We start from the raw sequence: 21,860 nt of genomic DNA, 5'->3' as shown, positions 1-21,860 counted from the left end.
TTGCTGAGACTGTAGCGCGCTGCGCATCCCGGACACGTGACCTGCGGGTGCACGATCGGTGACGAGCCGTGGCCTCCGATCAGCGCGGCGACGCACCCTCCGGCGCAGGTGCCGCCGCGGCCGGCGCACGTCGCGCCGGACGGACCGTCTCCCCCGCGGTCCGGCTCATCAGGAGCCCTTCGACGCAGGCGACGACGAGCAGCACCGCGATGACGACGAACGCCACGGCGTAGGGACCGGAGCCCGCGAGCCCCTGCCCGCCGACCCCGGCGGCGGCCCGCAGCACGACGGCCGCGACGGCGACGCCGAACCCGGCCGCGGTCTGCTGCAGCGTCGAGGACAGCGTGTTCGCCGCGGTCATGTCGGGCTGCTCGACGTCGGCGAACGCGATGGTGTTGTACGCGGTGAACCCGACCGACCGTGCGGCTCCGCTGACGACGAGGAGCCCGACGAGCAGCCAGAACGGGGTCGACGGCGTGAGGAACACCATCGCCACGACGGACAGTGCGGCGACGGCGGAGGACACGACGATCACCGGGCGGTACCCCCACCAGCGGAGGAACGGCGTCGTCGCGGGCTTGATGCCGAGGTTGCCGACGAAGACCCAGAGCACGGCGGACCCGGCCTCGAGCGCCGTCCACCCCCAGGCGTCCTGGAACAGCAGCGGCAGCACGAACGGCACCGCGGAGACGGCCAGGCGGAACAGGCTGCCGCCGGCGTGGGACACGCGGAACGTCTCGAGCCGGAACGCCCCGAGCCCCATGATCGGGTGCCTGGCCCGGAGGAAGTGCCGGATCGCGAGCCAGGTGCAGAGCGCCCCGACGACGCCCGCCAGCACGGCCGGCACGACCGGCACGGTGTCGAGTGCGAGCAGCGACGCCATCACCACGAGGGCACCGAGCCCGAGGCACGCCAGCAGCGACCCGAGCCAGTCGAACGGCACCCGCTCCGGAGCCCGCTCCTGCGGCACGAGCAGGAGCGCCGCGACGAGGGCGATCACCCCGAGGGGGATGTTGACGAGGAAGATCCAGTGCCACGACAGCGTGTCGACCAGGACGCCGCCGAGGAACGGGGCGATGACGGGGGCGGCGAGCGCCGGCCAGGTGAGGATCGCGATGGCCGTGACGAGCTGGTCGCGACCGGCGCTGCGGAGGACCACGAGCCTCCCGACCGGCACCATCAGCGCACCGCCGAGGCCCTGCAGGATCCGCCACAGCGTCAGCTCCACGAGACCGGAGGACGCGGCGCACAGCGCGGACGCGATCGTGAACAGCGCGATCGCGCCGACGAAGACGGTGCGGGAGCCGACCCGGTCGGTGATCCAGCCGCTGACCGGGATGAACACGGCGAGCGTGACGAGGTACGCGGTGATCGCGACACCGACGGCCGCGGAGTCGACCCCCAGGTCCCGGCCCATCGCGGGCGCCGCGGTGGCCAGGATCGTGCCGTCCAGGAGCTCCATGAAGTAGGTGCCGGCCACGAGCACGGCGACCGCCGTGCTGCTCGTCCGTCGTGCCGTCGTCGTCGTCATCGCCTTGGATGCTAGCCCGGCTCACGTCCTGGCCGACGCAGTCCCGTCGCCGACGTGGACCGGACAGCCGGGAGGCCCGGATCACCTCCCCGGGGCGCCACGACGTGGCACGTCCCCTTTCTCCAGGGATCGCCGACTACCGTGGGGCCGTGCAGTCTGTCGTACCCGACCTCCGCGGACCGCGCGCGTGAGCCGCCTGGACAGTGTCCTGACGGGCTCGGTCGCCGCGGGCCGTCGCCGCGTGGTCGACACGGTCGTCAGCATGCCGGCGTGGGCCGCTGTCCTGCTCCTGTGGGCCGTCGGGCGTTTCGTGTCCACGATGTGGCTGATGGCCGCCTACCCGCTGATGGCGCGCGTCCAGCCCGCCAACGCACTGTGGGGCAACGACCAGGGGTTCACGGCGTTCCTGACGTCGTGGGACGGCCAGTACTACGAGGCGATCTCGCTGCACGGCTACCCCTCGGCGCTGCCGCTCGACGCCACCGGACACGTCGCCCAGAACGCGTGGGCGTTCCTGCCGGCGTTCCCCTTCACGATCCGTCTGCTGACGGTCTCCACAGGTCTGCCGTTCACGATCGGCGGGCCGGCCGTCGCCGTCATCGCCGGGCTCATCGCGACGTTCCTGCTGCACCGACTCGTCCAGGAGCACGCCGGCAACACGGCAGCGCTCTGGGCGGTCTTCTTCTTCACGTGCGGTCCGCTGTCGTTCCTGCTGCAGGTCGGGTACGCCGAGACCGCGTTCCTGGCGCTGACGTTCGGCGCGCTGCTCGCGATGGAACGGCGACGGTACGGGCTGCTCACCGTGCTCGGGGTCGTCGCCGCGTTCACCCGGCCGGGCGCGCTCGCGATCCCGCTGACCCTGGGCGTCATCGCCCTCGTGCGCTACGTCGGCGCCCGCCGTTCGGGTGTCCGCACCCTCGACGAGTTCCCGGTCCTGGAGCGCGTCAAGGTCGTCGTCGCCGGACTCGTGATGGCCGCCGCCGGAGCCGCGTGGCCGGTGATCGCGGGCTGGGCCACCGGTCGACCCGACGCCTACCTGGCCACCGAGATGTCCTGGTGGGTGAACTTCATCGGCCGGGTGCACTTCGTCCCGCTGTCGCCGTGGTTCCTGACCACCGCCAAGTGGCTCGGCGTCGGCGGCGTGCTCATGGTCGTGGTGCTGCTCGTGCTCTACCCGATGTGGTTGGCACGCCGGTCGACCCGGAAGCTCGGGACGACGACGATCGTGTTCGCCGCCGGGTACGCGCTCTACGTGTTCGCGGTGTCGCTGCCGATGGCGTCGACCCCGCGTCTGCTCATGCCGTTGGCGCCGCTGATGGGCTCGCCGGGGATCGTCGCGAAGCCCGCGATGCGGTGGACCCTGGTCACCGGAGCGCTGGTGTTGCAGCCGGTGTTCGTCGCGGTGCTCTGGCTGCTCGGACCGCCCTGACGACCTGACGCTCGGCTGACCCGGCGTCTCGCCTCCCGTTGGCGAGGGCGCCGACGCCCGGGCTGGTCGGCCCGGGTGTCGGCGCCCGACTAGACCTCGAGCGTGCCGTGGCTGCCGAGGTCCGGCTGCGACTGGTGCCCGAGCGCGGCCTTGAGGGTCTGCACGAGCGAGCCGACCGGCCCGGTGTCCTGCGTCCAGTACTCGACCGAGACGCCCTCGACGGTCAGCAGGCGGATCGACGGGTCGTCGCGGCCGTCGGGGAACCACGCCTCGGCGAACGGCGACCACAGCTCGTCGATGACGGCACGGTCCTCGCTGACCGTGGCCGTGCCGGCGATGGACAGGTAGCCGCCCTGGGACTCGATCGCGACGTTGACGTGCGGGTTCCGGGCGATGTCCTCGACCTTCTCGCTGCCGTCCTGCACGAGGAACCGCAGGCTGCCGTGGAAGGACTTGTCCTGCACGGCGAGGGGCCGGGCGTGCAGCTGGCCGTCCTCGCTCACCGTCGTGAGGAGGGCCGTGCGGGCACCGTGGACGATGTCGGAGATGGCAGCACGGTGGTCGGTCTGGGTGTCGGTCATGATGCTCCTTTGCGTCGTGCGCCCCGGCCCCGCTGACACGTCAGCCGGGCACCGGGCGCGAACCGTTCCGACCAGTGTGCCCCCGCTCACTGGACGCGCGCGCGGTGCCGGCGCCGGGCCTCCCGTCCGGTGCGCGGGTGCGCGCCGAGGGCCGCCGCGCGCCGAGCCTCGGCTGGACGGACACTCTGCGGCGCCCGGACGGCGCAACCTGTCCGCCAGGCCGAGGCTCGGCCAGCGGCGGCGGCCGCCAGCCGGGCGGCATCGCGCACCGCGCGCTGGCCGCCGAGGCTCGGCTGGGCAGACACTCTGCGGCATCCGGACGGCGCAACCTGCCCGCCAGGCCGAGGCTCGGCCAGCGGCGGCGGCCGCGGCGCCGCCAGTGCGAGCGGCGGCCGCCACGCGTCGCGCACCGCGCGCCGAGGCTCGGCTGGGCGGGCACTCTGCGGCATCCGGACGGCGCAAGCTGTCCGCCAGGGCGAGGCTCGGCGCGAGCGGGCGCCCGCCGACGCGTCAGGCGCGCTCGCGGATCGTGGTCTCGACGTCGACGACCTGCGGGATCCGCGGCAGCGAGGCGAAGCCGAACCGCACCGGCGGGTCGAGCGGCGCGAGCTCGCCGAGCGGCTCCCCCGCCCAGCTGCCTCGGACGCCCACGACGTCGTGCGCGCCGGTGACGCCGTAGTACTCGCGGCGGCCGTTGCCCGCGGTGCCCGCGGTCCCGGCACCCGGGGCGACGAGCTTCGCGACCGGGTCGATCACGGTGAGCCAGCGGGGGTCACGGGCGATGCGCTTGGGGACGATGCGCAGGACCCGGCCGAGCGGCGAGATCCCGCCGACGTCGACCGAGGCGACGAGCGGACCGGCGTCGAGCTCCAGGCCGCGGGTGGTGCGGCGGGCGTCGATGTCGACCACGGACACGGCGTCGAAGCGGTAGGTGCCGGAGACGTAGGCGGCGACGATCTCGTCCGGTGCGAGCAGGACGCTCGAGCCGTCGGGCAGCTCCACGAAGACGTCGGTGAACGCACCGAACGGCGAGGACTCCCACATGCCGACGACGAACCGGACGCCGGAGGTGCTCCCGGCGCCGAGGATCCGCCCGCGGAACCGTCGTTCGGTGGTCTCGTTGCTGCTCGGCGACATGCGCCCGACGCTACCCGCGTCGCCCCGGGAGCAGCCGGGCGGGCGTGCCCCGAGCCTCCCGGCCGTGCGGACGCGACCACGCGGACGGATGCAGAACACCGGTGTTCGTCTGCCGCGCCGCGTGATGACGCGGCGTGACGGACGAACACCGGTGTTTCGCGGCCCCGACCGCGGCCCCGACCGCGACCACGGCCGGGAGGCGCGACTCAGGGAACCGGGACCGGCTCGGCCAGCAGCTCGCGCACCCGCGGCGCGACGCGCGTCCCGTAGAGCTCGATCGACCGCATCATGTCCGCGTGCGGCAGGTGCCCGGTCGCGTACCGCATGTCGAACCGCGAGACGCCGAGGATCCGCATGTTGCGCGCGACCTTCCGGGCCACGGTCTCCGGCGACCCGACGTACAGCGAGCCGCCGGCGGAGAGCCCGGCGCGGTAGCCCGCCTGGTCGATGGGCGGCCAGCCGCGCTCCCGGCCCAGCTGGTCGGTGACGGCCTTGTGGTACGGCCAGTAGCGCTCGGCCGCTTCCTCGTCGGTCTCGGCGATGAAGCCCGGCGAGTGCATGGCGATCGGCTGCTGCGGGAGCTCGAGCTGGTCGAGCGCCTGGCGGTAGAGCCGCGCGAACGGGGCGAACTGCGCGGGCTGCCCACCGATGATCGCGAGGAACAGCGGCATGCCGTACGACGCCGCCCGGATCACGGACTGCGGGGAGCCGCCGACGCCGATCCAGGTCGGGATCGGGCCGTGCTCGAGCTTCGGGAAGACGTCCTGCTCGACGAGTGAGGCGCGCTTGGTGCCCTGCCAGGTGACGGTGTCGCCGCCGCGGAGGGCGCTCCAGAGCTGCAGCTTCTCCTCGAACAGCACCTCGTAGTCGTGCAGGTCGAAGCCGAACAGCGGGAAGGACTCGGTGAAGGACCCGCGGCCGAGGATGACCTCGGCGCGGCCGTTCGAGATCGCGTCGACGGTGGCGAAGCGCTCGTACACACGGACCGGGTCGTCGGAGGACAGCACGGTGACGGCGGACCCCAACCGGATGCGCGACGTGCGGGCGGCGATCGCGGCGAGGACGACCTCGGGGGCACTGACGGAGTAGTCGGCGCGGTGGTGCTCGCCGACGCCGATGAAGTCGATGCCGACCTGGTCGGCCAGGACGGCTTCGTCGATCAGGTCACGGAGGGTGGCGGCGTGGGTCTGCACGCCCCCGTCGGCGGACTCGGTGACGTCGCCGAACGTGTCGAGGCCGAGCTGCACGGGGCCGACGCGGTCCGGTGCGGGGGGCGGGACGTCCGAGGGTCGGTCGGTACCGAAGGCGTTGCTCATGTGACCCTCCCGGATCTCGCAGTCGATCAATGCGAACGCATGAAAACTAGCACGATCCGCACGCCGCCGCACCCCCAGCCCCGCTGTGTACGGTCCGACGCATGGTGCAGTCCTCGAACCTCCCCGACCAGACCGGCCGACGCATCGTCGTCACCGGGTCGAACAGCGGTACCGGCAAGGAGGCCACCCGTCGTCTGGCGGGAGCCGGCGCGAGCGTCGTCATCGCCGTCCGCACGGTGCCGAAGGGCGAGGCCGCCGCCGCCGAGATCCGCCACGAGCACCCCGACGCCGACCTCGAGGTGCGCGAGCTCGACCTCGCCGACCAGTCGAGCGTGCACCGCTTCGCCGACGGCATCATCGCCGACGACCGTCCCCTCGACGTGCTCGTCAACAACGCCGGCGTGATGGCCCCCCGCGAGCGCTTCGAGACCGTGGACGGCTTCGAACTGCAGTTCGCGACGAACTACCTCGGCCCGTTCGCGCTGACGAACCTGCTGCTGCCGACCCTGCTCCGTGCCGAGTCCCCCCGGGTCACGACGATGTCGAGCATCGCCGCGGTGCCCGGCAAGATCCACTTCGACGACCTGCAGTGGCAGACCGGGTACCAGCCGTGGCTCGCCTACGCCCAGTCGAAGCTCGCCGACCTGCTCCTCGGTCTGCACCTGCATCAGGTCGCGGTCACCCGCGGCTGGGAGCTGTCGTCGACGTTGGCCCACCCCGGCTACACCCGCACGAACCTGCAGTCGGCGGGGCGCTCGCTGGGCCGCGACCGTCCGGTGCAGTCGAGCCACCGGGCGATGCCGTTCACGCAGGACGTCGAGCAGGGCACCGAGCCGCTGCTCTACGCCGCCGTCGGCGGGAACGCCGCCTCGGGCGCCTACTACGGACCGGCCGGCCCGTTCGGCCTGGTCGGGCCGGCGACCCTCGCGTCGATCCCCCGCTCGGCGCGTGGCGTCGACCTCGCACGCTCGCTGTGGGCCGTGGCCGAGGACCTCACGGGCACGCGCCTGCCGGACTGACACGGACGGGCCTCCCGACCGGTCGGCACACGCCGCTCCGGCCGGGAGGCCCGCCACACCCCCGTCCCGCTCCCCCGGTCCGGCAGCCGGTCACTCCCGGCGACCAGACCGTGCCGCCGGGCAGTCCGACCTGGCAGTCAGTCCGTCCCGGCGATCTGGCGGAGCGCCGCGAGGTGCGAGCGCCAGGCGGCCCGCCCCGAGCGGCTGAGTACCAGGGTCGTCCGCGGCACCTTGCCGACGAAGCCCTTCTGCACGTCGACGATGCCTGCGGCCTCGAGCGCCGACACCTGCTTGCTGAGCACGGAGTCGCTGACCTCGACCGCGTCCCGCACCTCGGCGAACCCGAGCTTCTCGGCCTTGTCGAGCGCGGCGACGATCGAGAACCGCACCGGGTGCTGCAGGACGTCGACCAGGCGGTGTCGCGGGTGCACCTGCTCCGCGGTCACCGACGGGCCTCGACGGCGGCGCACACGGTCGTGACGAGCAGCACGAGCCCCGAGGTGACGGCCGCCGCGACGACGTTGCCGTGCGCCCAGCCGACGACCGCGATCGCCCCGAGGTAGGTGACCACCCAGGCGCCCATGTAGAGCGACCAGCGACGGCTCCACGAGAACGCCCGTCGACCCTGGATCGTGATGCAGAAGAAGATGATCAGCGCGAACACGGCGATCATCGTGCCGACGTAGGCGACACCGAAGGCCGATCCCTCGGTCAGGGCCATCGCCAGGGTGCCGAACGCGGTGGTCGTGCCCAGCCCCACCAGGAACGTGACGTAGGGCCAGCGGGTCGCGTCGTGGGCCCGGCGGCTGACGCGGTCGGCCTCGTCGAGCAGTCGACGGGCGTCGGTCGGGCTGAGCTGCGTGTGGTCGGTCATGGTGTGCCTCCTTCGGCTGCCTCCAGCATGACCGGTACTTTCCACTTTGGCAACTACTTTCCACAACTTGTCAGCGCGGAGGGAGCTCCCCCGGCTCCGCCAGCCGCGTGTGCCGGAGCACCGTCCGCCCGGGTCCGACCGCCGCGGCCACGATCGACAGCGTCGCGAAGTGCCCCTCCGGCTCGACGGTGTCGCGGAGGATCGCGTCCCGGTCGTCCGGCGCCAGCGCAGTGGACCCGGCGAGTACCTGGAACCACGGCGCCCACCCGTCGTCCGGCGCGGTGCGGAGTTCGTCGGCAGGCTCGGCCGTCGGCGGCCCCGTCGGAGCGGGCACCGCCCGGAAGGCCTCCAGCCACCGTCCGATCCGGGGCGCGGCCGGGTCATCCGGCTCGCCGTGCGTGACCATGTGCACGCCCGGACCGAGCGCCGTCGTCCGGACCGCGGCCCCGTCCCAGGTGACGACCTCGGCACCCTCGGCGGTGGCGCGGACCAGGTTGAACGCCCGACTCGTCGGCAGCGCACCGTCCGCTCCCGGCACGACGTCGTCCACGACCGCGTCCAACGGCAGGGTCCCCCGGGTGCTCCACGTGCCGTCGACACCGGGGGTCGGCTCCCACCGGTTCAGCACCACGGCCAGGCCGGCGCGGTCCGAGGCGGCCAGCCACGCGCCTCCCGCCTGCTGGTCACGCACGCCGACGACACCCGGGTCGCGCTCCGGCCACCAGGCGGCCGGCGGGTCCCACGGCCGGTCCGGGGACTCGTCCCGGAGCGCCAGGACGGTCACGGGCCACGCCGCGCCGGGGTCGACACGGACGACGACGGTGCACATGGGGCCGATCCTGCCACCCGCGCTCCGGGAACCGACCCGGCGGCCCGCGGAGCCGCCCGGGTAGCGTGAGCGCTGTGAACGACGCAGCCCCGCAGCCCGCCCGCCCCCGTACCGTCGTCGTCGGCATCACCGGCGGGATCGCCGCCTACAAGGCCGTCGGCGTCGTCCGCGACCTCGTCAAGCGCGGCCACGACGTGCACGTCGTCCCCACCGAGGGAGCGCTGCGGTTCGTCGGGCTGCCCACCCTGGAGGCCCTCAGCCGCAACCCCGTCTCCACCAGCGTCTGGGACGACGTCGCCGAGGTCCGGCACGTCGCGCTCGGCCGCCGCGCCGACCTCGTCGTGATCGCCCCCGCCACCGCGGACAGCCTGGCGAAGATGGCCGCCGGCCTCGCGGGCGACCTGCTCGGCACCACGCTGCTGGCCACCGAGGCACCCGTCGTCGTCGCGCCCGCCATGCACCCGCAGATGTGGGAGCACCCCGCCACCCGGGCGAACCTCGCCACCCTGCACGCCCGTGGTGTGCACGTCGTCGGACCGGTCGTCGGGGCCCTGACCGGGGACGACGCCGGCATCGGGCGGATGTCCGAGCCGGAGGACATCGTCGTTGCGGCGCTCGCCGTGCTCGAGGCCACCGAGCGCGCCGGCACCACCGGGACGGACGGGGCCGCAGGTCCCGCTGGCCCGGCCACCACCCCGCACTCCGCCGCCCGCGGCGAGCAGGGCGACTTGGCCGGCGTCCGCGTCGTCGTCAGCGCCGGCGGCACCCGCGAGCCCCTCGACCCGGTCCGCTTCGTCGGCAACCGGTCGAGCGGTCGCCAGGGTGTGGCGCTCGCCGCCGAGGCCGCCCGCCGTGGTGCCGACGTCACCCTCGTCGCCGCGAACACCGACCGCGGCCTCACCGAGGGGCTGCCGGTCCGCGTCGTCCGGGTCGGGTCCGCGCAGGAGCTGGCGACCGCCATGCACGCGGCAGCGCCGGACGCGGACGTCCTGGTGATGACCGCCGCGGTCGCCGACTACCGCCCCGCCGAGGTGCTCGAGTCGAAGCTCAAGAAGGAGCAGCAGGGCGACCGGATGACGCTCGAGCTGGTGAAGAACCCGGACGTCCTGGCCGAACTCGTCGCCGCACGCCGGGTCGGTCAGGTCATCGTGGGGTTCGCGGCGGAGACCGAACCCGACCGCGAGGCACGCCTGGCACTCGGACGCGCCAAGATCGCCCGGAAGCCGGCCGACCTGCTCGTGGTGAACCACGTCGGCTGGTCGCACGGGTTCGAGCGCGAGGAGAACGCCATCGAGGTGCTCGTCCCCGGCGGCACGGTCGTCCGCGAGACCTCGGGCACGAAGGCCGAGGTCTCGGCGGCTGTGCTCGACCTGGTCGCGACCGCGCTGGCCTGAACACCCTCGGACCGGGGCACACCTGGGCCGCACCTGGGCGTCGGCGGGGTCCGATCGGGCACGATGGGACGATGCGACGCCGCACCCAACGCGCACGACGTGCCAGGAGGACCGCCGGTGTCCTCGCAGTCCTCCTCGGTGGTGCCGGGGTGACACACTTCCTCCGGCCCGAGCACTACGACCGGATCGTCCCGGACACCCTGCCGCCCCGGACGACGACCCTCGTCTCCGGCCTCGCCGAGCTCGGCGTCGCCGTCGGTCTCCTCGTCCCCGCCACCCGGCGACGCGCCGGCTGGGCGGCGGTCGCCCTGTTCCTGGCGGTGTTCCCGGCCAACGTGAAGATGGCGAGCGACGTGCTCGACGGCACACGGGCCTCCAGGGCGGCACGGCTGGTCGCGGTCCTCCGGTTGCCGCTGCAGGCACCGCTGGTCGCGTGGTCGCTGCGCGTCGCCCGCCACGCTCCCCGGCGATGACCGACGACGGGCGACCGCCAGCCGGACTCGGCTCCGGCGACGACGACCCGCGCACCCGCGCTGCGGTCGCCCTCCGACACCGGCCGGTGACGGTCCACGCGTGGGACGACATCGTCTTCGCGCACTGGCGGTACGAGCCCGCGGCGCTGGCCCGCCTGGTCCCGCGTGGGACCCGGCCGGACGTCGTCGACGGCAGCGCCTGGGTCGGCCTGGTCTCGTACGTCTTCCGGGAGACACAGGTGCCGCCGTTCCCGCCGTCGACCCGGTTGGGGTCGATGACCGAGGTCACGGTCGAGGTCCTCACCGTCGACGACGTCGGCCGACGCGGCATCGCGTACCTGACCGTCGACACCCCGAACGTGCCCGCGATCGTCGCCGCGCACGCCCTGCTCGGCGTGCCGTACACGTTCGCGTGGGCACGGTCGCGCCGCCGTGGCGAGACCGTCAGCCACCGGTCGGTCCGCCACCCGGACCGGGTCCGGCACCCGATCCGCGCGGTCCGGCAGGCCCGTCGGACGGGAGGCACGACCGGCCCCCGCCACGCCGCCTCGGTCCGTGTCGTGGCCGGTGCGGTCGACCGGTCCCCGCTGGCCGCGGAGCTCACGACCCGCGCCGGGATCCACGCACGACTGCTCGCGCAGACGCTGTTCTGGCAGCGGCAACACGCTCCGCTGACCGTCCGCTCGGCCACCCTGGAGCGCCTGGAGGGCGACCTGCCCGCCGCCGTGGGCCTGCCCGGGTTGTTCGACCGGCAGCCGGACTCGCTGCTCGTGGTCGACGGCACCACGGTCCGGTACGCGTGGGGGGACGTGGTCCGGTGAGCGAGGCGGCCGGTCGCCGGGACGGACCGGACCCGTCCGGAGGCGACCCGTTCGACCTCGGCCGTTTCGTCGTCGCGCAGGCCGGCGTCCACGAACAGGCACTGACCGAGCTCGCCGGCGGGCAGAAGCGCTCGCACTGGATGTGGTTCGTGCTGCCACAGGTCGCCGGGCTCGGGCGGAGTGCGACGGCGCAGCGGTACGCGGTGTCCGGTCTGGACGAGGCCCGGGCGTACCTCGCGCACCCCGTGCTCGGACCGCGGCTGCTCGAGGTCGTGGCGACCGTGCTCGACGCTCCGGCCGGCTCTGCCGAGGCACTGTTCGGCGGGATCGACGCGGTCAAGGCCCGGTCCTCGATGACGCTCTTCACCCGGGCGGCCGACGACCCGACACCGTTCACGGCCGTGCTCGACCGCTGGTTCGACGGCGACGAGGACCCGGAGACGCTGCGCCTGCTCGGAGTCTGAGCACGCGTCATGGAGGCGACCGTCCGGTACCACATCAGGTACGGTGAGCGGGCACCCGTCCCGAACCCCGGAAGGTCCCCATGCCGGTCCCCAGCAGCGCCCCGACCGAGCACAAGCTGCTCCGTGACACCGTCCGCCAGAAGATCCACGAGGCGATCATGGACGGCACCCTCGAGCCCGGGGAGCGCCTCAACGACGACGAGCTCATCGCCTGGCTCGGCGTCTCCCGCACGCCGATCCGCGAGGCGCTGAGCCAGCTCGCACGCGCCGGACTGATCGAGATGGCACCGAACCGGTACACGCGGGTCACCACCCCGGACCCGGACGAGGTGATCGAGGCGATGCAGACCCTCGGCGTGCTGTTCGGCGGGGTCGTCCGCCTGGCGGTCCCCCGACTCGGCTCGGCATCGCGCAAGCGGATCCTCAGCGCACTCGACAAGACCATCACCGAGCTCGAGGCGCACGACGTCCCGGCCGTGAACCGTGACGCCCTCGGGGTGTTCGCCCTGTACGTCGACGAGTGCGGCAACGAGAACCTGCAGCGGGTGTGCCAGGACACCATGGACGGCCTGGCCTTCCGACTGCGCTTGCCGAACCTGGACGAGCTGCTCGACTGGGACCAGATGACCGAGGACTTCCGACGGCTCCGGGCAGCCACGGCGGACGGCGACAACATCACCGCCGAGCTCGCGACGGAAGCGATCCACATGCTCCCCGGGGAGAAGCGCTGACCGCTGGTTCCGAAATGTCCTGAACATCCGTACAGGACGCCGCCCGCGACGCTCGTGCGCCGCGGGCGGTCCGCGTTCCGGGGACAGGACGCCCGCCGAGGCGGGGTCCGCCGTGTCCCCCGTTCGACGTGCATTCCGTGACCGCTACGATCGTGCACACCCACCCGATCCCCACCCGCGGAGCGACCATGACCGACCTCGACCCGGACCGCACCGAGGTCGCCGCCCGCCTCGCCGCGGCCGTCGGCCGGATCAACCGACGGGCGCGCACCGACTCCGCCTCGCTCGGCTACGGGATCGTCTCGGCGCTGGCGTCCATCGTGCAGCACGGACCCCTGCGCCCCGGCGACCTGTCGCGGATCGAGGTCGTCACGAAGCCCACGATGACGCGCATCCTCATCGAGCTCGAGCAGCGCGGGTTCATCGCCCGTGACCCCGACCCGCGGGACGGCCGGGCCTTCATGGTGAGTGCGACCCAGGCGGGCATGGACGCCGTCGACACCGCACGGTCGCAGCGCACCGGCATCGTCGCCGAGCTCATCGCCGAGCTGTCCCCCGATGACGTCGACTCGATCGCCCGGGCACTCGACGCCCTCGAGCGGGTCGCCCAGAGTCCGACGACCCCGGCGGCACCGACGCACTGATCGTCACCGGCTCGTTACCGAACCGTTACCGGCCGGTGGACCGACCGTTCTGGCAGCGGTCGCTGACGTGGCGCCCAGCATCACGGGTCATCGTTGCCGCTTCGCCCCCGCGAGTGACGACACCGTCACCGCACCGCGGCGGAACGGACGGGCCCCACATCACCGTCCGGTCCTCCCCCGGCTCGCGGGTCCACGCGACGACGCGACGACTGCAGGTCCCCCACCCTGCTGTCCTTCCCGGTGACCCGGCCGTTCCCCCGACGGCCCACGGACACCGGTGACCGGCGTGCGCACCACCCGTGTGCACGCCGTGCGTCGACGCCCCGACGGACCCGCACCACGAGCCGGCTGACACCCGGAAACGATGACGAGAACCACTCCCCGCACCAGCACCCCGGCTCCCGGCACCCGCCGCGCAGCCCTCGACACCCCCTCCCGCCGGATGCGCCGGGCCCTCCGCAAGCACGGCGTCATGATCGCCGGCAGCGCCGCGGTCGTCGCGATCGCCGGCGGTGCCCTCACCATGACGCAGCCCGCACTCGGCGAGGCGCTCGGCGTCCCCACCGCCAGCGCGACGCCCCGCCTGTCCGGCACGGACCTCGACCGGGCCCAGGCGGCCGCCACGATCTCGACGGCCCGCACCGTCGTCCGTGACGCGAACGACAAGACCGACACCGGGCGGCTCGAGCAGCGGATCGCCTCGCTGTCCGACTACTCCTCGCTGTCCGGAGCCGCGCTGACCGAGCGGATCGCTTCGACGGTCGACACCGTGCAGGACGTCGCCCAGGCGAGCGCCGACCAGGACCACGCCGACGCCCAGGCAGCCGCAGCCCGCGAGGCCGCTGCGAAGCGAGCCGCGGACGCCGCAGCGGCCGCGAAGGCCGCCGCCGAGAAGGCCGCGGCCGAGCAGGCGGCCGCCGAGGCCCAGGCGCGGGCGAACACCCCCGCCGGCGCCAAGACCGCAGCCGCAGCACTGGCGTCGTCACAGTACGGCTGGGGCTCCGACCAGTTCCAGTGCCTCGACAGCCTGTGGACCAAGGAGTCCGGCTGGAACTACCGGGCCGTCAACCCGAACGGCGGCGCGACCGGCATCCCGCAGGCGCTCCCCGGCTCGAAGATGGCCTCGATCGCCGCGGACTGGCAGACCAACGCCGCCACGCAGGTCGCCTGGGGTCTGCAGTACATCAAGGGCTCGTACGGCACGCCGTGCAGCGCGTGGTCGCACTCGCAGGCGGTCAACTGGTACTGAGCGGTCCGGCGGTACTGAGCGGTCCGGCGGTACTGAGCGGTCTGGCGGTGCTGAGCGGTCCGGTCACGGGCTCCGCTCAGCCGATGCGCGCGACGCGGACGTCGATGCGCGTCGGCTGCCGACCCGCTGATCGCGCCGCCGCCAGGACCGCGTCGTGCACCGCGTGCGCGACCGTCGGTGCCGGTGCGGCGCCGTCCGTGCCGATGACGATCCGGAGCGTCGTGCCGTCGACGGCGATGCGAGGCGCGGCCTCCGACGACCCGATCCGACGGACCGCGGCGACCGCACTGCCGACGGCGTTGCCCACCGAGGTCCGTCCGCGGTAGAGGTCGGTGACGCCCGGCACGTCGAGGACGACCGCCTCGACGGCGAGCAGGGCCTCGTCGGTCCAGGGGAGGTCCGGCTCCGGCTGGACGGGCTCGGTGCCCGGGATGTCATCGGTCATCGTGCTGCCTCCTCGTCGGCGTCCGTGCCGGTGCTCGCAGTGCCGTCCGCGGTCGCGACACGGTCCGCGGTCGCGACACGGTCCGCGGTCGTGGGGGCGATGAGGTCCCGCACGAGCACGTCCACGGCCTCCACCGTCAGGTCCGTCTGGGCCGCCAGCATCTCCTCGACCGCCCGACGGACGGAGTCGGCCGTCGGCACGATCCGGTGTCCGGCGACGACGGCGATCTCGACGCTCACCCGGACCGGCGATGCCAGCTCGGTGACGTCGCCGTCCAGGACGCAGCGGGACACCACGACGCCGGGCACCTCGTCACCCGCACGACGCACCAGCGACCGGACGGCACCCTCGGTCATCACCGGGTGCTCGGTCGGTGCCGCGGCGCGCAGCGGGATGTCCCGGCCGGCGCGGACCTCGAGCGAGATGTTCGCCAGGACCCCGCCGATCCAGGACTCGTCGGCCGGCGCCTCGGCCTTCGCGGCCTCGTCCAGGGACCCGAGCGACGCGCTCCGCAGCCGCATGATCGCGGCGAGGGCGTTCTGGCACGCCGGGGAGTCGTCGATCGTGGGGTCCGCGGGCACCATGCCGGCGTCGAGGTAGTCGGAGAGCTCGTCGATCGTGTGCCCGTCGAGGTCCTCGGGTTCGAGGGCCGCGAGGTCGGGCTCGTGCGGTCCGGGTGCGGCGGTCATCGCCATCCCTCCATGAGTCTGATCATGTTCTTCCTGGCGCGGGACAGCAGTCCGCGGACGGTCGAGGCCGGCAGGCCCAACTCCTCGGCGATGTCCTCGTACCGGTACTCCAGCACTTCCTTCATCACCCAGCAGCGCCGTTGGTCCGGCGGCAGCTCGGCCAATGCCCGGTCGACGGCGTCCTCGCGGGACCGTGCCTCGGCGACGCGCTCCGGTGCGCCGTCGGACGGTGCCGCTATCTCGAGTTCGGTGACGTCGTCGTGGTCGCGCCGCGCCCGGATGCGGTCCAGGCACTTGCGGCTGAGGATGCGCATCAACCAGGCCTTCACCCGACGCCGGTCCTCGAGCACGTCGAGGCGGTCCCAGGCGGTGATGAAGGTCTCCTGCACCACGTCGTCGAGTTCGTCGGTCGACCCGAGCGTCCGTCGGGCGTAGGCACGGAGCAGCGGCGTGTGCCGGCGGATGAGCACCTCGAACGCACGGACGTCGCCGTCGGTGGCACGGGCGGCGAGCACCTCGTCGTCGAGGTCGACGAGTTCCGTCCGGTGTTGCTGCGGTTGCACGGTTTCCTTCTACTGGTGACGGGGTCGAACTGCCCGCGTGTCGAGCGCGGACACGGATGGGACGTCCTCCGGGCCAGGATCGTCACACGGCTTCGCGATCATCCAGCCGACTGCCAGGTGCGCGCCGGGTCCGCGGTACGGCAGGGTGGACCCATGCCCCTCGTCACCGCCGTCTGCCGCGTCGAACAGCTGCTCCGGGACTCCGGCACGATCGGCATCACCGCCATCGACAAGCGTCCGGTCGACGGCCCGGTCCGGGTCCGGCCCCTCGGACTGCACGCCGACGTGCAGGCGGACCGGAAGCACCACGGCGGCGAGGACCAGGCCGTCTACGTGTACGCCGATGAGGACGCCGCGTACTTCGCCGAGCAGCTGGACCGGCCGGTCCCGCCGGGACTGTTCGGTGAGAACCTCCGGACGACCGGTGTCGACGTCACCGGCCTGGTCATCGGCGAGCGTCTGCGCCTCGGCGACACCCTGGAGCTCGAGGTCACCATCCCGCGCATCCCGTGTGGCACGTTCGCGCGCCGGATGAAGGTCGACAAGTGGGTCAAGCGGTTCGCCGAGGAGGGCCGCCCCGGCGCCTACCTCCGGGTCCGCAAGTCCGGATCCGTCGCCGCGGGCGACGCCGTGACGGTGCTCGAGCGGCCCGAGCACGGGGTGACGATCGGGCAGATGTTCGCCGGGCTCACCGCTGAGCAGGCGACCGCCCTGCTCGCGATGGGCGACCGGCTCGCGCCGAAGGTCGTCCGGGAGGCCCAGCTCGCCCTCCGGCGCGCAGCCGTCTGACCACAGGTGGTCGCCCGGGTCCGTCGTCAGGCCGGGCCGGTGCCCCGGCCCGGGTCGAACGGCCGCCGCGCTCGGGGCAGGCCGGCGACCACGAGGTCCCAGGCGTTCGCGACGAGGTCCTCCACCATCTGCTCGTCGATCCCCTCGCCCGGTGCGATCGTGATCCAGTGCCGCTTGTTCATGTGCCAGCCCGGGGTGACCTCGGGGTGGTCCCGCACCAACGCGGCGCCGTGCGGCGGGGCGCACTTGAGGTTCACGATCGGCACCCCGCGCAGTTCCGTGGTCATCGCGAACATCTTGTCGACGACCTTGTAGACGTCGGTGCCCTCGCCGAACGGCTGCGTCTCGGTGACGGCCGGCAGCGCCATCGCGGTGCGCGCGACGACCAGCTGCAGGGTGGTCCCGTCCATGCCACCAGGATGCCCGATCCCGCCCGCTCCTGCCTCGTTGTGGGGGTGAAGTTCTCTCACGGATTGGCAGTACCCTCGTCCTGCCGCGTACCCGACGTCGGCGACCACCCCTCCAGGAGGAACCCGTGAAGACCGCTCGCACCCTCGGCATCGCCGCCGTCACGCTCGCACTGACCATCGGCGGCGTCGCCGGCACCGCGACCAGCGCCTCCGCGGCGCCGAAGACCTACGCCAACTGCACCGCCGTCAACAAGGTGTACTCGGGCGGCATCGCGAAGAAGTCCGTCACGAAGAACAAGGTGACCTCCGCCGGGAAGACCACGTACCGCGCGCTGAAGGGCACCGTCAAGAAGGACGACGCGCTCTACAACGCGAACAAGAAGATGGACCGCGACGCCGACGGGATCGCCTGCGAGAAGAGCTGACCGGAGGCCGCGGCAGCACGCTCCGCCTCAGAGTTCCGGGACGCCCTCGCGGCCGGAGCGCGGCCGTGCGGTGCCGGCGACCCCGGTCACGACCGAGTTCGCCGGCACGTCCTTCGTGACGACGGTGCCCGCACCGATGACGGCGTCGTCGCCGACCGTGATGCCGCCGATCAGCGCCGAGCCGGCGCCCAGGACGACCCGGTCACCCACCGTCGGGTGACGCTTGGAACCCGGCCCCGGGCCTCCGCCCCGACCCCCCAGGGTCACGCCGTGGAACACGAGGACGTCGTCACCGACGACCGCGGTCTCACCGATCACGACACCGATGCCGTGGTCGATGAAGAACCGGCGGCCGATGCGGGCGCCGGGGTGGATCTCGATGCCGGTCAGGGTTCGGGCGACCTGCGCCAGGATCCGCGCCACGGTCCGCGAACCGGGCAGACCCTCGGCGATCCAGAGCCGGTGGGTGACCCGGTACGCCCAGATCGCGTGCAGCCCCGAGTAGACGACCGCGTTCTCGAGGTCCCCGCGCGCAGCGGGGTCTCCGCGGCGTGCGGCGGCGAGGTCCTCCCGGACGGTCCGCAGCACACCGCGACGAGGAGCCGTCGTCACGCAGTGAGCCCCTCGTAGAGCACGGTCGACAGGTAGCGCTCGCCGGTGTCGCAGACGATCGCGACGATGCGCTTGCCGGCGTTCTCCGGACGGGCCGCGACCTGCAGCGCCGCGTGGATGATCGCACCGGAGGAGATGCCGGACAGGATGCCCTCCTCGGTCGCCAGCGCCCGCGCGACCCGCAGCGCGTCGTCGAGCTCGACGTCGATGACCTCGTCGATGACGGAACGGTCGAGGACCTCGGGGATGAAGTTCGCCCCCATGCCCTGGATCTTGTGCGGCCCCGCCGTGCCCTTGGTCAGCAGCGGCGAGTCGGCGGGCTCGACCGCGATGATCTGCACGCCGGGCACCCGCTCCTTGAGGACCTGCCCGACGCCCGTGATGGTGCCGCCGGTGCCGACGCCGGCGACGAACACGTCGACGTGCTCCTCGGTGTCGCGGAGGATCTCCTGCGCGGTCGTCTTCCGGTGGATCGCAGCGTTCGCGGCGGTCTCGAACTGGTGCGCCAGGATCGCGCCCGGCGTCTCGTCCACGATCTGGCCGGCACGGGCGACGGCGCCCTTCATGCCCTCGGAGCCCGGGGTCAGGACGATCTCGGCCCCGTACGCGCGGATGACGGCACGACGTTCGACGCTCATCGTCTCGGGCATCGTGACGACGACCCGGTAGCCGCGGGCTGCGCCGACCATGGCGAGCGCGATGCCGGTGTTGCCGGACGACCCCTCGACGATGGTGCCGCCGGGCTTCAGTTCACCGGACTCCTCGGCCGCGTCGATGATCGCGACGCCGAGGCGGTCCTTGACACTGGCACCCGGGTTGTAGAACTCGAGCTTGGCGAGGATCTCGGCCCCGCCCTCCTGGGGCAGTCGGTTCAGCCGCACGAGCGGGGTGTTGCCGAAGGCCTGGGAGATGTTGTCGTAGATGGTGCCGGTCATCCGTTGCGTCCTCACGTCGGTCCCACGGCCTCCATCCCAGGAGGCTCGGTGTGCGGCCCGATCCTAGCGAGCCGACCCGGGGTGCCTCCCTGGTGTGACGTGTGTGGTCCGGGACGACGAGGCACCAGTTCGGGGGTCGGGGTCTGTGCGTGCGTGCGTGGGTGCTTGTGTGCGTGCGTGCGTGGGTGCTTGTGTGCGTCAGCGGACGAGCGCGGTGCGGGCGAACCGGTCGTCGGTCGCCTCGAGCACGCGGAGCACGTTGCCGCCCGCCAGCGCGCGCAGGTCGGCGTCGCCCCAGCCGCGGCGACGGAGTTCCTCGGCGAGGACCGGGTACCGCGAGACGTCGCGCAGGTCCGGCGGCAGCACGGGTGTGCCGTCGTAGTCCCCACCGAGACCGAGGTGCGCCGCACCCGCGAGGTCGCGGGCGTGCTCGACGTGGTCCGCGACGTCGGACACCGTGACGAGGGGCGGTTCCGCGGTCGCGCCGGCCTCTTCCCAGTCGGCCCAGGCACGCGAGACGAACTTCGGCACGAAGGTGATCATCACCACGCCGCCGTTGTCGGTGAGACGCGCGAGCACGTCGTCCGGCACGTTCCGCGGGTGGTCGTCGATCGCGACGGTCGACGAGTGGCTGAACACGACCGGCCGGGTGGCGACGTCGAGGGTGTCCCGCATCGTGGCGGGCGCCGTGTGCGACAGGTCGACGAGCATCCCGATGCGTTCCATCTCGGCGACGACCTGGCGTCCGCGGTCGGTCAGTCCGCCGTGGGCACGGGCACCGGTGGCCGAGTCCGCCCAGGGGGTGTCGTCGTTGTGCGTCAGCGTCATGTAGCGGACGCCCAGGCGCGCGAAGGTGCGGAGGACGGCCAGGTCGTCGCCGATCGAGTGGCCGCCCTCGGCGCCGAGCAGCGAGGCGATCCGGCCGGAGGCGATCGCAGCCCGTACCTCGTCGGCCGTCCGCGCGAGCGCCAGGTCGTCCGGGTAGCGCTCGACCAAACGGTGGGCGAGGTCGATCTGCTGCAGTGTCGTCCGCACCGGGTCGGGCTCGTCGACCGGCACGAAGACCGACCAGAACTGCCCGACGACCCCGCCGGCACGGAGCTTCGGCAGGTCGGTGTGCAGGGAGTCGGTCTCGGAGTCGATGCCCTCGACGCCGGACCCGTGCGTCTCGCGACGCTCCCACGGCAGGTCGTTGTGGCCGTCGATGACGGGGAAGGCGAGCGCGTCGAGGTCCATGCCCCGACCGTACCGGGCGGGGCCCTGCCGGACGGGGCTCTGCCGGACGGGGCCCTGCCGGACGGGGCCATGCCGGGCGGGGCCCTGCCGAGCGGGGCACTGCCGGGCCGGCCCGCCGGGCGGTCAGATGCTGCCGGTGAGGGCCTGCAGTCCGAGGCTCGACAGCGACACCACGATCCAGAGCGACCCGCCGAGGACCAGCGGCCGGAACCCGGCACGGCGGAACCCCGCGATGTCCGTCGACAGGCCGATCGCACTGAGGGCCACGGTGATGAGGAACGCGGCGACCGCAGCGATCGCCGGGTGCGCCGGACCGGGGATGACACCCGTCGAGTTGACGGCGGCCACCAGCACGAAGCCGATGAGGAACCACGGCACGAGACGGAACACGCGGCGCGGGGACCACTTCCCGCGAGGCGGCACGACCGTGGGCTCGATCGCCGCCCCGTCCAGTGCCACGTCGCCGGCTGCCGACCCGTCCCCGGTCGACGCCGTTGCCGTCTTCTCCGCCCGGCGTCCGACCAACCACGCCAGACCGAGGACCACCGGGATGATCATGAGCGTCCGGACGAGCTTCACGACGACCGCGAAGTCCGCCGCCCCGGGCCCGTACGTGCTCGCGGCGGCGACGACCGAGGAGGTGTCGTTCACCGCCGTCCCCGCGAACAGCCCGAACGCGTGCTGGCTCATGCCGAGGGCGTGCCCGACCACGGGGAAGACGACCACGGCGGCCACGTTGAACAGGAAGATCGTCGACACCGCGTACGCCACCTCGATCGACACCGCGCCGATCACCGGGGTGACGGCCGCGATCGCCGACGCCCCGCAGATGCCCGTCCCCACCCCGATCAGGGTCCGCAGGTTCCCGACCACACCGAGGGCACGACCGATCCCCCACGCGGCGAGCAGGCAGATGACGAGGGTGCCGAGCATCACCGGCAGCGACTGCACCCCCACCCGGGCGACCTGCAGGAGCGACAGCTGGGCCCCGAGCAGGACCACCGCGAACTGCAGCACCGTCTTGCTCGCGGTCGTGATGCCCTTACGGACGACCGGTCCGGGTCGCCGCACGGTGCCGAGGACCGCGCCGATCACGACGCCGCTGACCGGCGCTCCGACGACCGGCAGGAACCGCCCGATCACGGTCGCGACCACGGCGATGCCGGTGGCGAGCGCGAGGCCGGGGACGAGCCTCCCGGCACGGTCGAGCGGAGTCAGGGCGGCATCGGTCACGTGACCATCCTGCCGTCCGTGGGCCAGGATC

The 21,860-nt window shown here is 73.2% G+C and carries 26 protein-coding genes; 11 read left to right on the top strand and 15 right to left on the bottom strand.

Annotated features, from left to right (window positions below):
* Positions 1-79 precede the first annotated feature (79 nt).
* Positions 80-1,531 carry an MFS transporter gene (locus tag SOM35_RS08060; protein WP_320515022.1) on the bottom strand — a complete coding sequence of 484 codons (1,452 nt, stop codon included), beginning with the start codon at positions 1,529-1,531 and terminating at the stop codon, positions 80-82.
* A 187-nt stretch (positions 1,532-1,718) separates the two neighbouring features.
* On the opposite strand from SOM35_RS08060, the gene SOM35_RS08055 reads away from it, so the two are divergent.
* On the top strand, positions 1,719-2,960 hold the full coding sequence (locus tag SOM35_RS08055; protein ID WP_320515021.1) for a hypothetical protein: 1,242 nt from the start codon (positions 1,719-1,721) through the stop codon (positions 2,958-2,960).
* 89 nt (positions 2,961-3,049) lie between these two features.
* Here the strand turns inward: SOM35_RS08055 and SOM35_RS08050 are convergent, their stop codons facing one another.
* The 3 genes from SOM35_RS08050 to SOM35_RS08040 all read right to left on the bottom strand — a co-directional run bounded on the left by SOM35_RS08050 (position 3,050) and on the right by SOM35_RS08040 (position 5,994).
* The gene (locus tag SOM35_RS08050; protein WP_181439222.1) at positions 3,050-3,541 is read right to left on the bottom strand and encodes a pyridoxamine 5'-phosphate oxidase family protein; all 492 of its coding nucleotides are present in this window, start codon (positions 3,539-3,541) and stop codon (positions 3,050-3,052) included.
* Positions 3,542-4,051: 510 nt separating this feature from the next.
* Positions 4,052-4,678, bottom strand: coding sequence for a hypothetical protein (locus tag SOM35_RS08045; protein ID WP_320515020.1), 627 nt, complete (start codon positions 4,676-4,678; stop codon positions 4,052-4,054).
* A 206-nt stretch (positions 4,679-4,884) separates the two neighbouring features.
* On the bottom strand, positions 4,885-5,994 hold the full coding sequence (locus SOM35_RS08040) for an LLM class flavin-dependent oxidoreductase (protein ID WP_320515019.1): 1,110 nt from the start codon (positions 5,992-5,994) through the stop codon (positions 4,885-4,887).
* Positions 5,995-6,095: 101 nt separating this feature from the next.
* Here SOM35_RS08040 and SOM35_RS08035 point away from each other — a divergent pair, with 101 nt between their 5' ends.
* Positions 6,096-7,013: an SDR family oxidoreductase gene (locus SOM35_RS08035; protein ID WP_320515018.1), complete on the top strand. Its 918-nt coding sequence runs from the start codon at positions 6,096-6,098 to the stop codon at positions 7,011-7,013.
* A 137-nt stretch (positions 7,014-7,150) separates the two neighbouring features.
* On the opposite strand, the gene SOM35_RS08030 is transcribed toward SOM35_RS08035, so the two are convergent.
* The 3 genes from SOM35_RS08030 to SOM35_RS08020 all read right to left on the bottom strand — a co-directional run bounded on the left by SOM35_RS08030 (position 7,151) and on the right by SOM35_RS08020 (position 8,716).
* Entirely contained in the window at positions 7,151-7,459 is a 309-nt protein-coding gene (locus SOM35_RS08030) for a transcriptional regulator (RefSeq protein ID WP_111074679.1), read from the bottom strand.
* Positions 7,456-7,887, bottom strand: coding sequence for a chemotaxis protein CheY (locus tag SOM35_RS08025; RefSeq protein WP_320515017.1), 432 nt, complete (start codon positions 7,885-7,887; stop codon positions 7,456-7,458). Before SOM35_RS08025 ends, SOM35_RS08030 begins: the two co-directional genes overlap by 4 nt.
* Before the next feature lie 70 nt (positions 7,888-7,957).
* Complete coding sequence (locus tag SOM35_RS08020; RefSeq protein WP_320515016.1) at positions 7,958-8,716, bottom strand: NRDE family protein; 759 nt, start codon at positions 8,714-8,716, stop codon at positions 7,958-7,960.
* A 74-nt stretch (positions 8,717-8,790) separates the two neighbouring features.
* Between SOM35_RS08020 and SOM35_RS08015 the strand changes: the two genes are divergently transcribed.
* The 7 genes from SOM35_RS08015 (at position 8,791) to SOM35_RS07985 (ending at position 14,492) form a co-directional block, all read left to right on the top strand.
* Positions 8,791-10,110 carry a bifunctional phosphopantothenoylcysteine decarboxylase/phosphopantothenate synthase gene (locus SOM35_RS08015; protein ID WP_320515015.1) on the top strand — a complete coding sequence of 440 codons (1,320 nt, stop codon included), beginning with the start codon at positions 8,791-8,793 and terminating at the stop codon, positions 10,108-10,110.
* A gap of 71 nt (positions 10,111-10,181) precedes the next feature.
* Positions 10,182-10,583 (top strand): DoxX family protein, encoded by a 402-nt coding sequence (locus tag SOM35_RS08010; RefSeq protein ID WP_320515014.1) that lies wholly within the window; start codon positions 10,182-10,184, stop codon positions 10,581-10,583.
* Positions 10,580-11,404, top strand: coding sequence for a YqjF family protein (locus SOM35_RS08005; RefSeq protein ID WP_320515013.1), 825 nt, complete (start codon positions 10,580-10,582; stop codon positions 11,402-11,404). The genes SOM35_RS08010 and SOM35_RS08005 overlap by 4 nt, the downstream gene beginning before the upstream one ends.
* Entirely contained in the window at positions 11,401-11,868 is a 468-nt protein-coding gene (locus tag SOM35_RS08000; protein WP_320515012.1) for a DUF1810 domain-containing protein, read from the top strand. The genes SOM35_RS08005 and SOM35_RS08000 overlap by 4 nt, the downstream gene beginning before the upstream one ends.
* 80 nt (positions 11,869-11,948) lie before the next feature.
* Positions 11,949-12,599, top strand: coding sequence for a GntR family transcriptional regulator (locus tag SOM35_RS07995; protein WP_301222884.1), 651 nt, complete (start codon positions 11,949-11,951; stop codon positions 12,597-12,599).
* Positions 12,600-12,787: 188 nt separating this feature from the next.
* Complete coding sequence (locus SOM35_RS07990; protein WP_146248127.1) at positions 12,788-13,243, top strand: MarR family winged helix-turn-helix transcriptional regulator; 456 nt, start codon at positions 12,788-12,790, stop codon at positions 13,241-13,243.
* A 364-nt stretch (positions 13,244-13,607) separates the two neighbouring features.
* The gene (locus tag SOM35_RS07985; protein ID WP_181439223.1) at positions 13,608-14,492 is read left to right on the top strand and encodes an aggregation-promoting factor C-terminal-like domain-containing protein; all 885 of its coding nucleotides are present in this window, start codon (positions 13,608-13,610) and stop codon (positions 14,490-14,492) included.
* A gap of 76 nt (positions 14,493-14,568) precedes the next feature.
* On the opposite strand, the gene SOM35_RS07980 is transcribed toward SOM35_RS07985, so the two are convergent.
* Genes SOM35_RS07980 through SOM35_RS07970 form a run of 3 tightly spaced genes read right to left on the bottom strand, consistent with a single transcriptional unit; the run spans position 14,569 to position 16,189 of the window.
* Positions 14,569-14,937: a hypothetical protein gene (locus tag SOM35_RS07980; protein WP_320515011.1), complete on the bottom strand. Its 369-nt coding sequence runs from the start codon at positions 14,935-14,937 to the stop codon at positions 14,569-14,571.
* Complete coding sequence (locus tag SOM35_RS07975) at positions 14,934-15,626, bottom strand: Asp23/Gls24 family envelope stress response protein (RefSeq protein ID WP_320515010.1); 693 nt, start codon at positions 15,624-15,626, stop codon at positions 14,934-14,936. The genes SOM35_RS07980 and SOM35_RS07975 overlap by 4 nt, the downstream gene beginning before the upstream one ends.
* Positions 15,623-16,189, bottom strand: a complete 567-nt coding sequence (locus tag SOM35_RS07970) for an RNA polymerase sigma factor (protein ID WP_320515009.1) — start codon at positions 16,187-16,189, stop codon at positions 15,623-15,625. Before SOM35_RS07970 ends, SOM35_RS07975 begins: the two co-directional genes overlap by 4 nt.
* 153 nt (positions 16,190-16,342) lie before the next feature.
* On the opposite strand from SOM35_RS07970, the gene SOM35_RS07965 reads away from it, so the two are divergent.
* Positions 16,343-16,978 carry an MOSC domain-containing protein gene (locus SOM35_RS07965; protein WP_320515008.1) on the top strand — a complete coding sequence of 212 codons (636 nt, stop codon included), beginning with the start codon at positions 16,343-16,345 and terminating at the stop codon, positions 16,976-16,978.
* Between the two features lie 26 nt (positions 16,979-17,004).
* On the opposite strand, the gene SOM35_RS07960 is transcribed toward SOM35_RS07965, so the two are convergent.
* Positions 17,005-17,388 carry an MmcQ/YjbR family DNA-binding protein gene (locus tag SOM35_RS07960; RefSeq protein WP_221850233.1) on the bottom strand — a complete coding sequence of 128 codons (384 nt, stop codon included), beginning with the start codon at positions 17,386-17,388 and terminating at the stop codon, positions 17,005-17,007.
* Between the two features lie 125 nt (positions 17,389-17,513).
* On the opposite strand from SOM35_RS07960, the gene SOM35_RS07955 reads away from it, so the two are divergent.
* A complete protein-coding gene (locus tag SOM35_RS07955; protein ID WP_221850234.1) occupies positions 17,514-17,813 on the top strand; it encodes an excalibur calcium-binding domain-containing protein in 300 nt (99 codons plus the stop codon).
* Positions 17,814-17,840: 27 nt separating this feature from the next.
* Here SOM35_RS07955 and epsC read toward each other — a convergent pair whose 3' ends face one another.
* The 4 genes from epsC to SOM35_RS07935 form a co-directional block, all read right to left on the bottom strand.
* Complete coding sequence (epsC, locus tag SOM35_RS07950) at positions 17,841-18,425, bottom strand: serine O-acetyltransferase EpsC (protein WP_308118792.1); 585 nt, start codon at positions 18,423-18,425, stop codon at positions 17,841-17,843.
* Entirely contained in the window at positions 18,422-19,360 is a 939-nt protein-coding gene (gene cysK / locus SOM35_RS07945) for a cysteine synthase A (RefSeq protein ID WP_111074694.1), read from the bottom strand. The genes epsC and cysK overlap by 4 nt, the downstream gene beginning before the upstream one ends.
* Before the next feature lie 198 nt (positions 19,361-19,558).
* Complete coding sequence (locus SOM35_RS07940) at positions 19,559-20,596, bottom strand: dipeptidase (RefSeq protein ID WP_320515007.1); 1,038 nt, start codon at positions 20,594-20,596, stop codon at positions 19,559-19,561.
* A 123-nt stretch (positions 20,597-20,719) separates the two neighbouring features.
* Positions 20,720-21,829: a YeiH family protein gene (locus tag SOM35_RS07935; RefSeq protein WP_320515006.1), complete on the bottom strand. Its 1,110-nt coding sequence runs from the start codon at positions 21,827-21,829 to the stop codon at positions 20,720-20,722.
* Positions 21,830-21,860 lie beyond the last annotated feature (31 nt).

Source organism: Curtobacterium sp. CFBP9011, from assembly GCF_034045095.1.
Taxonomy (GTDB): domain Bacteria; phylum Actinomycetota; class Actinomycetes; order Actinomycetales; family Microbacteriaceae; genus Curtobacterium.
The sequence above is the reverse complement of the archived record's forward strand: the minus strand, read 5'-3'. Positions and strand labels throughout refer to the sequence as shown.

Bases quoted from the DNA above. Each gene is read 5' to 3' on its own strand.
- SOM35_RS08045 (WP_320515020.1), bottom strand. From the start codon at position 4,678: ATGTCGCCGAGCAGCAACGAGACCACCGAACGACGGTTCCGCGGGCGG.
- SOM35_RS07985 (WP_181439223.1), top strand. From the start codon at position 13,608: ATGACGAGAACCACTCCCCGCACCAGCACCCCGGCTCCCGGCACCCGC.
- SOM35_RS07995 (WP_301222884.1), top strand. From the start codon at position 11,949: ATGCCGGTCCCCAGCAGCGCCCCGACCGAGCACAAGCTGCTCCGTGAC.
- SOM35_RS07965 (WP_320515008.1), top strand. From the start codon at position 16,343: ATGCCCCTCGTCACCGCCGTCTGCCGCGTCGAACAGCTGCTCCGGGAC.
- SOM35_RS08010 (WP_320515014.1), top strand. From the start codon at position 10,182: ATGCGACGCCGCACCCAACGCGCACGACGTGCCAGGAGGACCGCCGGT.
- SOM35_RS08050 (WP_181439222.1), bottom strand. From the start codon at position 3,541: ATGACCGACACCCAGACCGACCACCGTGCTGCCATCTCCGACATCGTC.
- SOM35_RS07980 (WP_320515011.1), bottom strand. From the start codon at position 14,937: ATGACCGATGACATCCCGGGCACCGAGCCCGTCCAGCCGGAGCCGGAC.
- SOM35_RS07940 (WP_320515007.1), bottom strand. From the start codon at position 20,596: ATGGACCTCGACGCGCTCGCCTTCCCCGTCATCGACGGCCACAACGAC.
- SOM35_RS08020 (WP_320515016.1), bottom strand. From the start codon at position 8,716: ATGTGCACCGTCGTCGTCCGTGTCGACCCCGGCGCGGCGTGGCCCGTG.
- SOM35_RS08035 (WP_320515018.1), top strand. From the start codon at position 6,096: ATGGTGCAGTCCTCGAACCTCCCCGACCAGACCGGCCGACGCATCGTC.
- SOM35_RS07975 (WP_320515010.1), bottom strand. From the start codon at position 15,626: ATGACCGCCGCACCCGGACCGCACGAGCCCGACCTCGCGGCCCTCGAA.
- SOM35_RS08040 (WP_320515019.1), bottom strand. From the start codon at position 5,994: ATGAGCAACGCCTTCGGTACCGACCGACCCTCGGACGTCCCGCCCCCC.
- SOM35_RS08025 (WP_320515017.1), bottom strand. From the start codon at position 7,887: ATGACCGACCACACGCAGCTCAGCCCGACCGACGCCCGTCGACTGCTC.
- SOM35_RS07990 (WP_146248127.1), top strand. From the start codon at position 12,788: ATGACCGACCTCGACCCGGACCGCACCGAGGTCGCCGCCCGCCTCGCC.
- SOM35_RS08005 (WP_320515013.1), top strand. From the start codon at position 10,580: ATGACCGACGACGGGCGACCGCCAGCCGGACTCGGCTCCGGCGACGAC.
- SOM35_RS08060 (WP_320515022.1), bottom strand. From the start codon at position 1,531: ATGACGACGACGACGGCACGACGGACGAGCAGCACGGCGGTCGCCGTG.
- cysK (WP_111074694.1), bottom strand. From the start codon at position 19,360: ATGACCGGCACCATCTACGACAACATCTCCCAGGCCTTCGGCAACACC.
- SOM35_RS07960 (WP_221850233.1), bottom strand. From the start codon at position 17,388: ATGGACGGGACCACCCTGCAGCTGGTCGTCGCGCGCACCGCGATGGCG.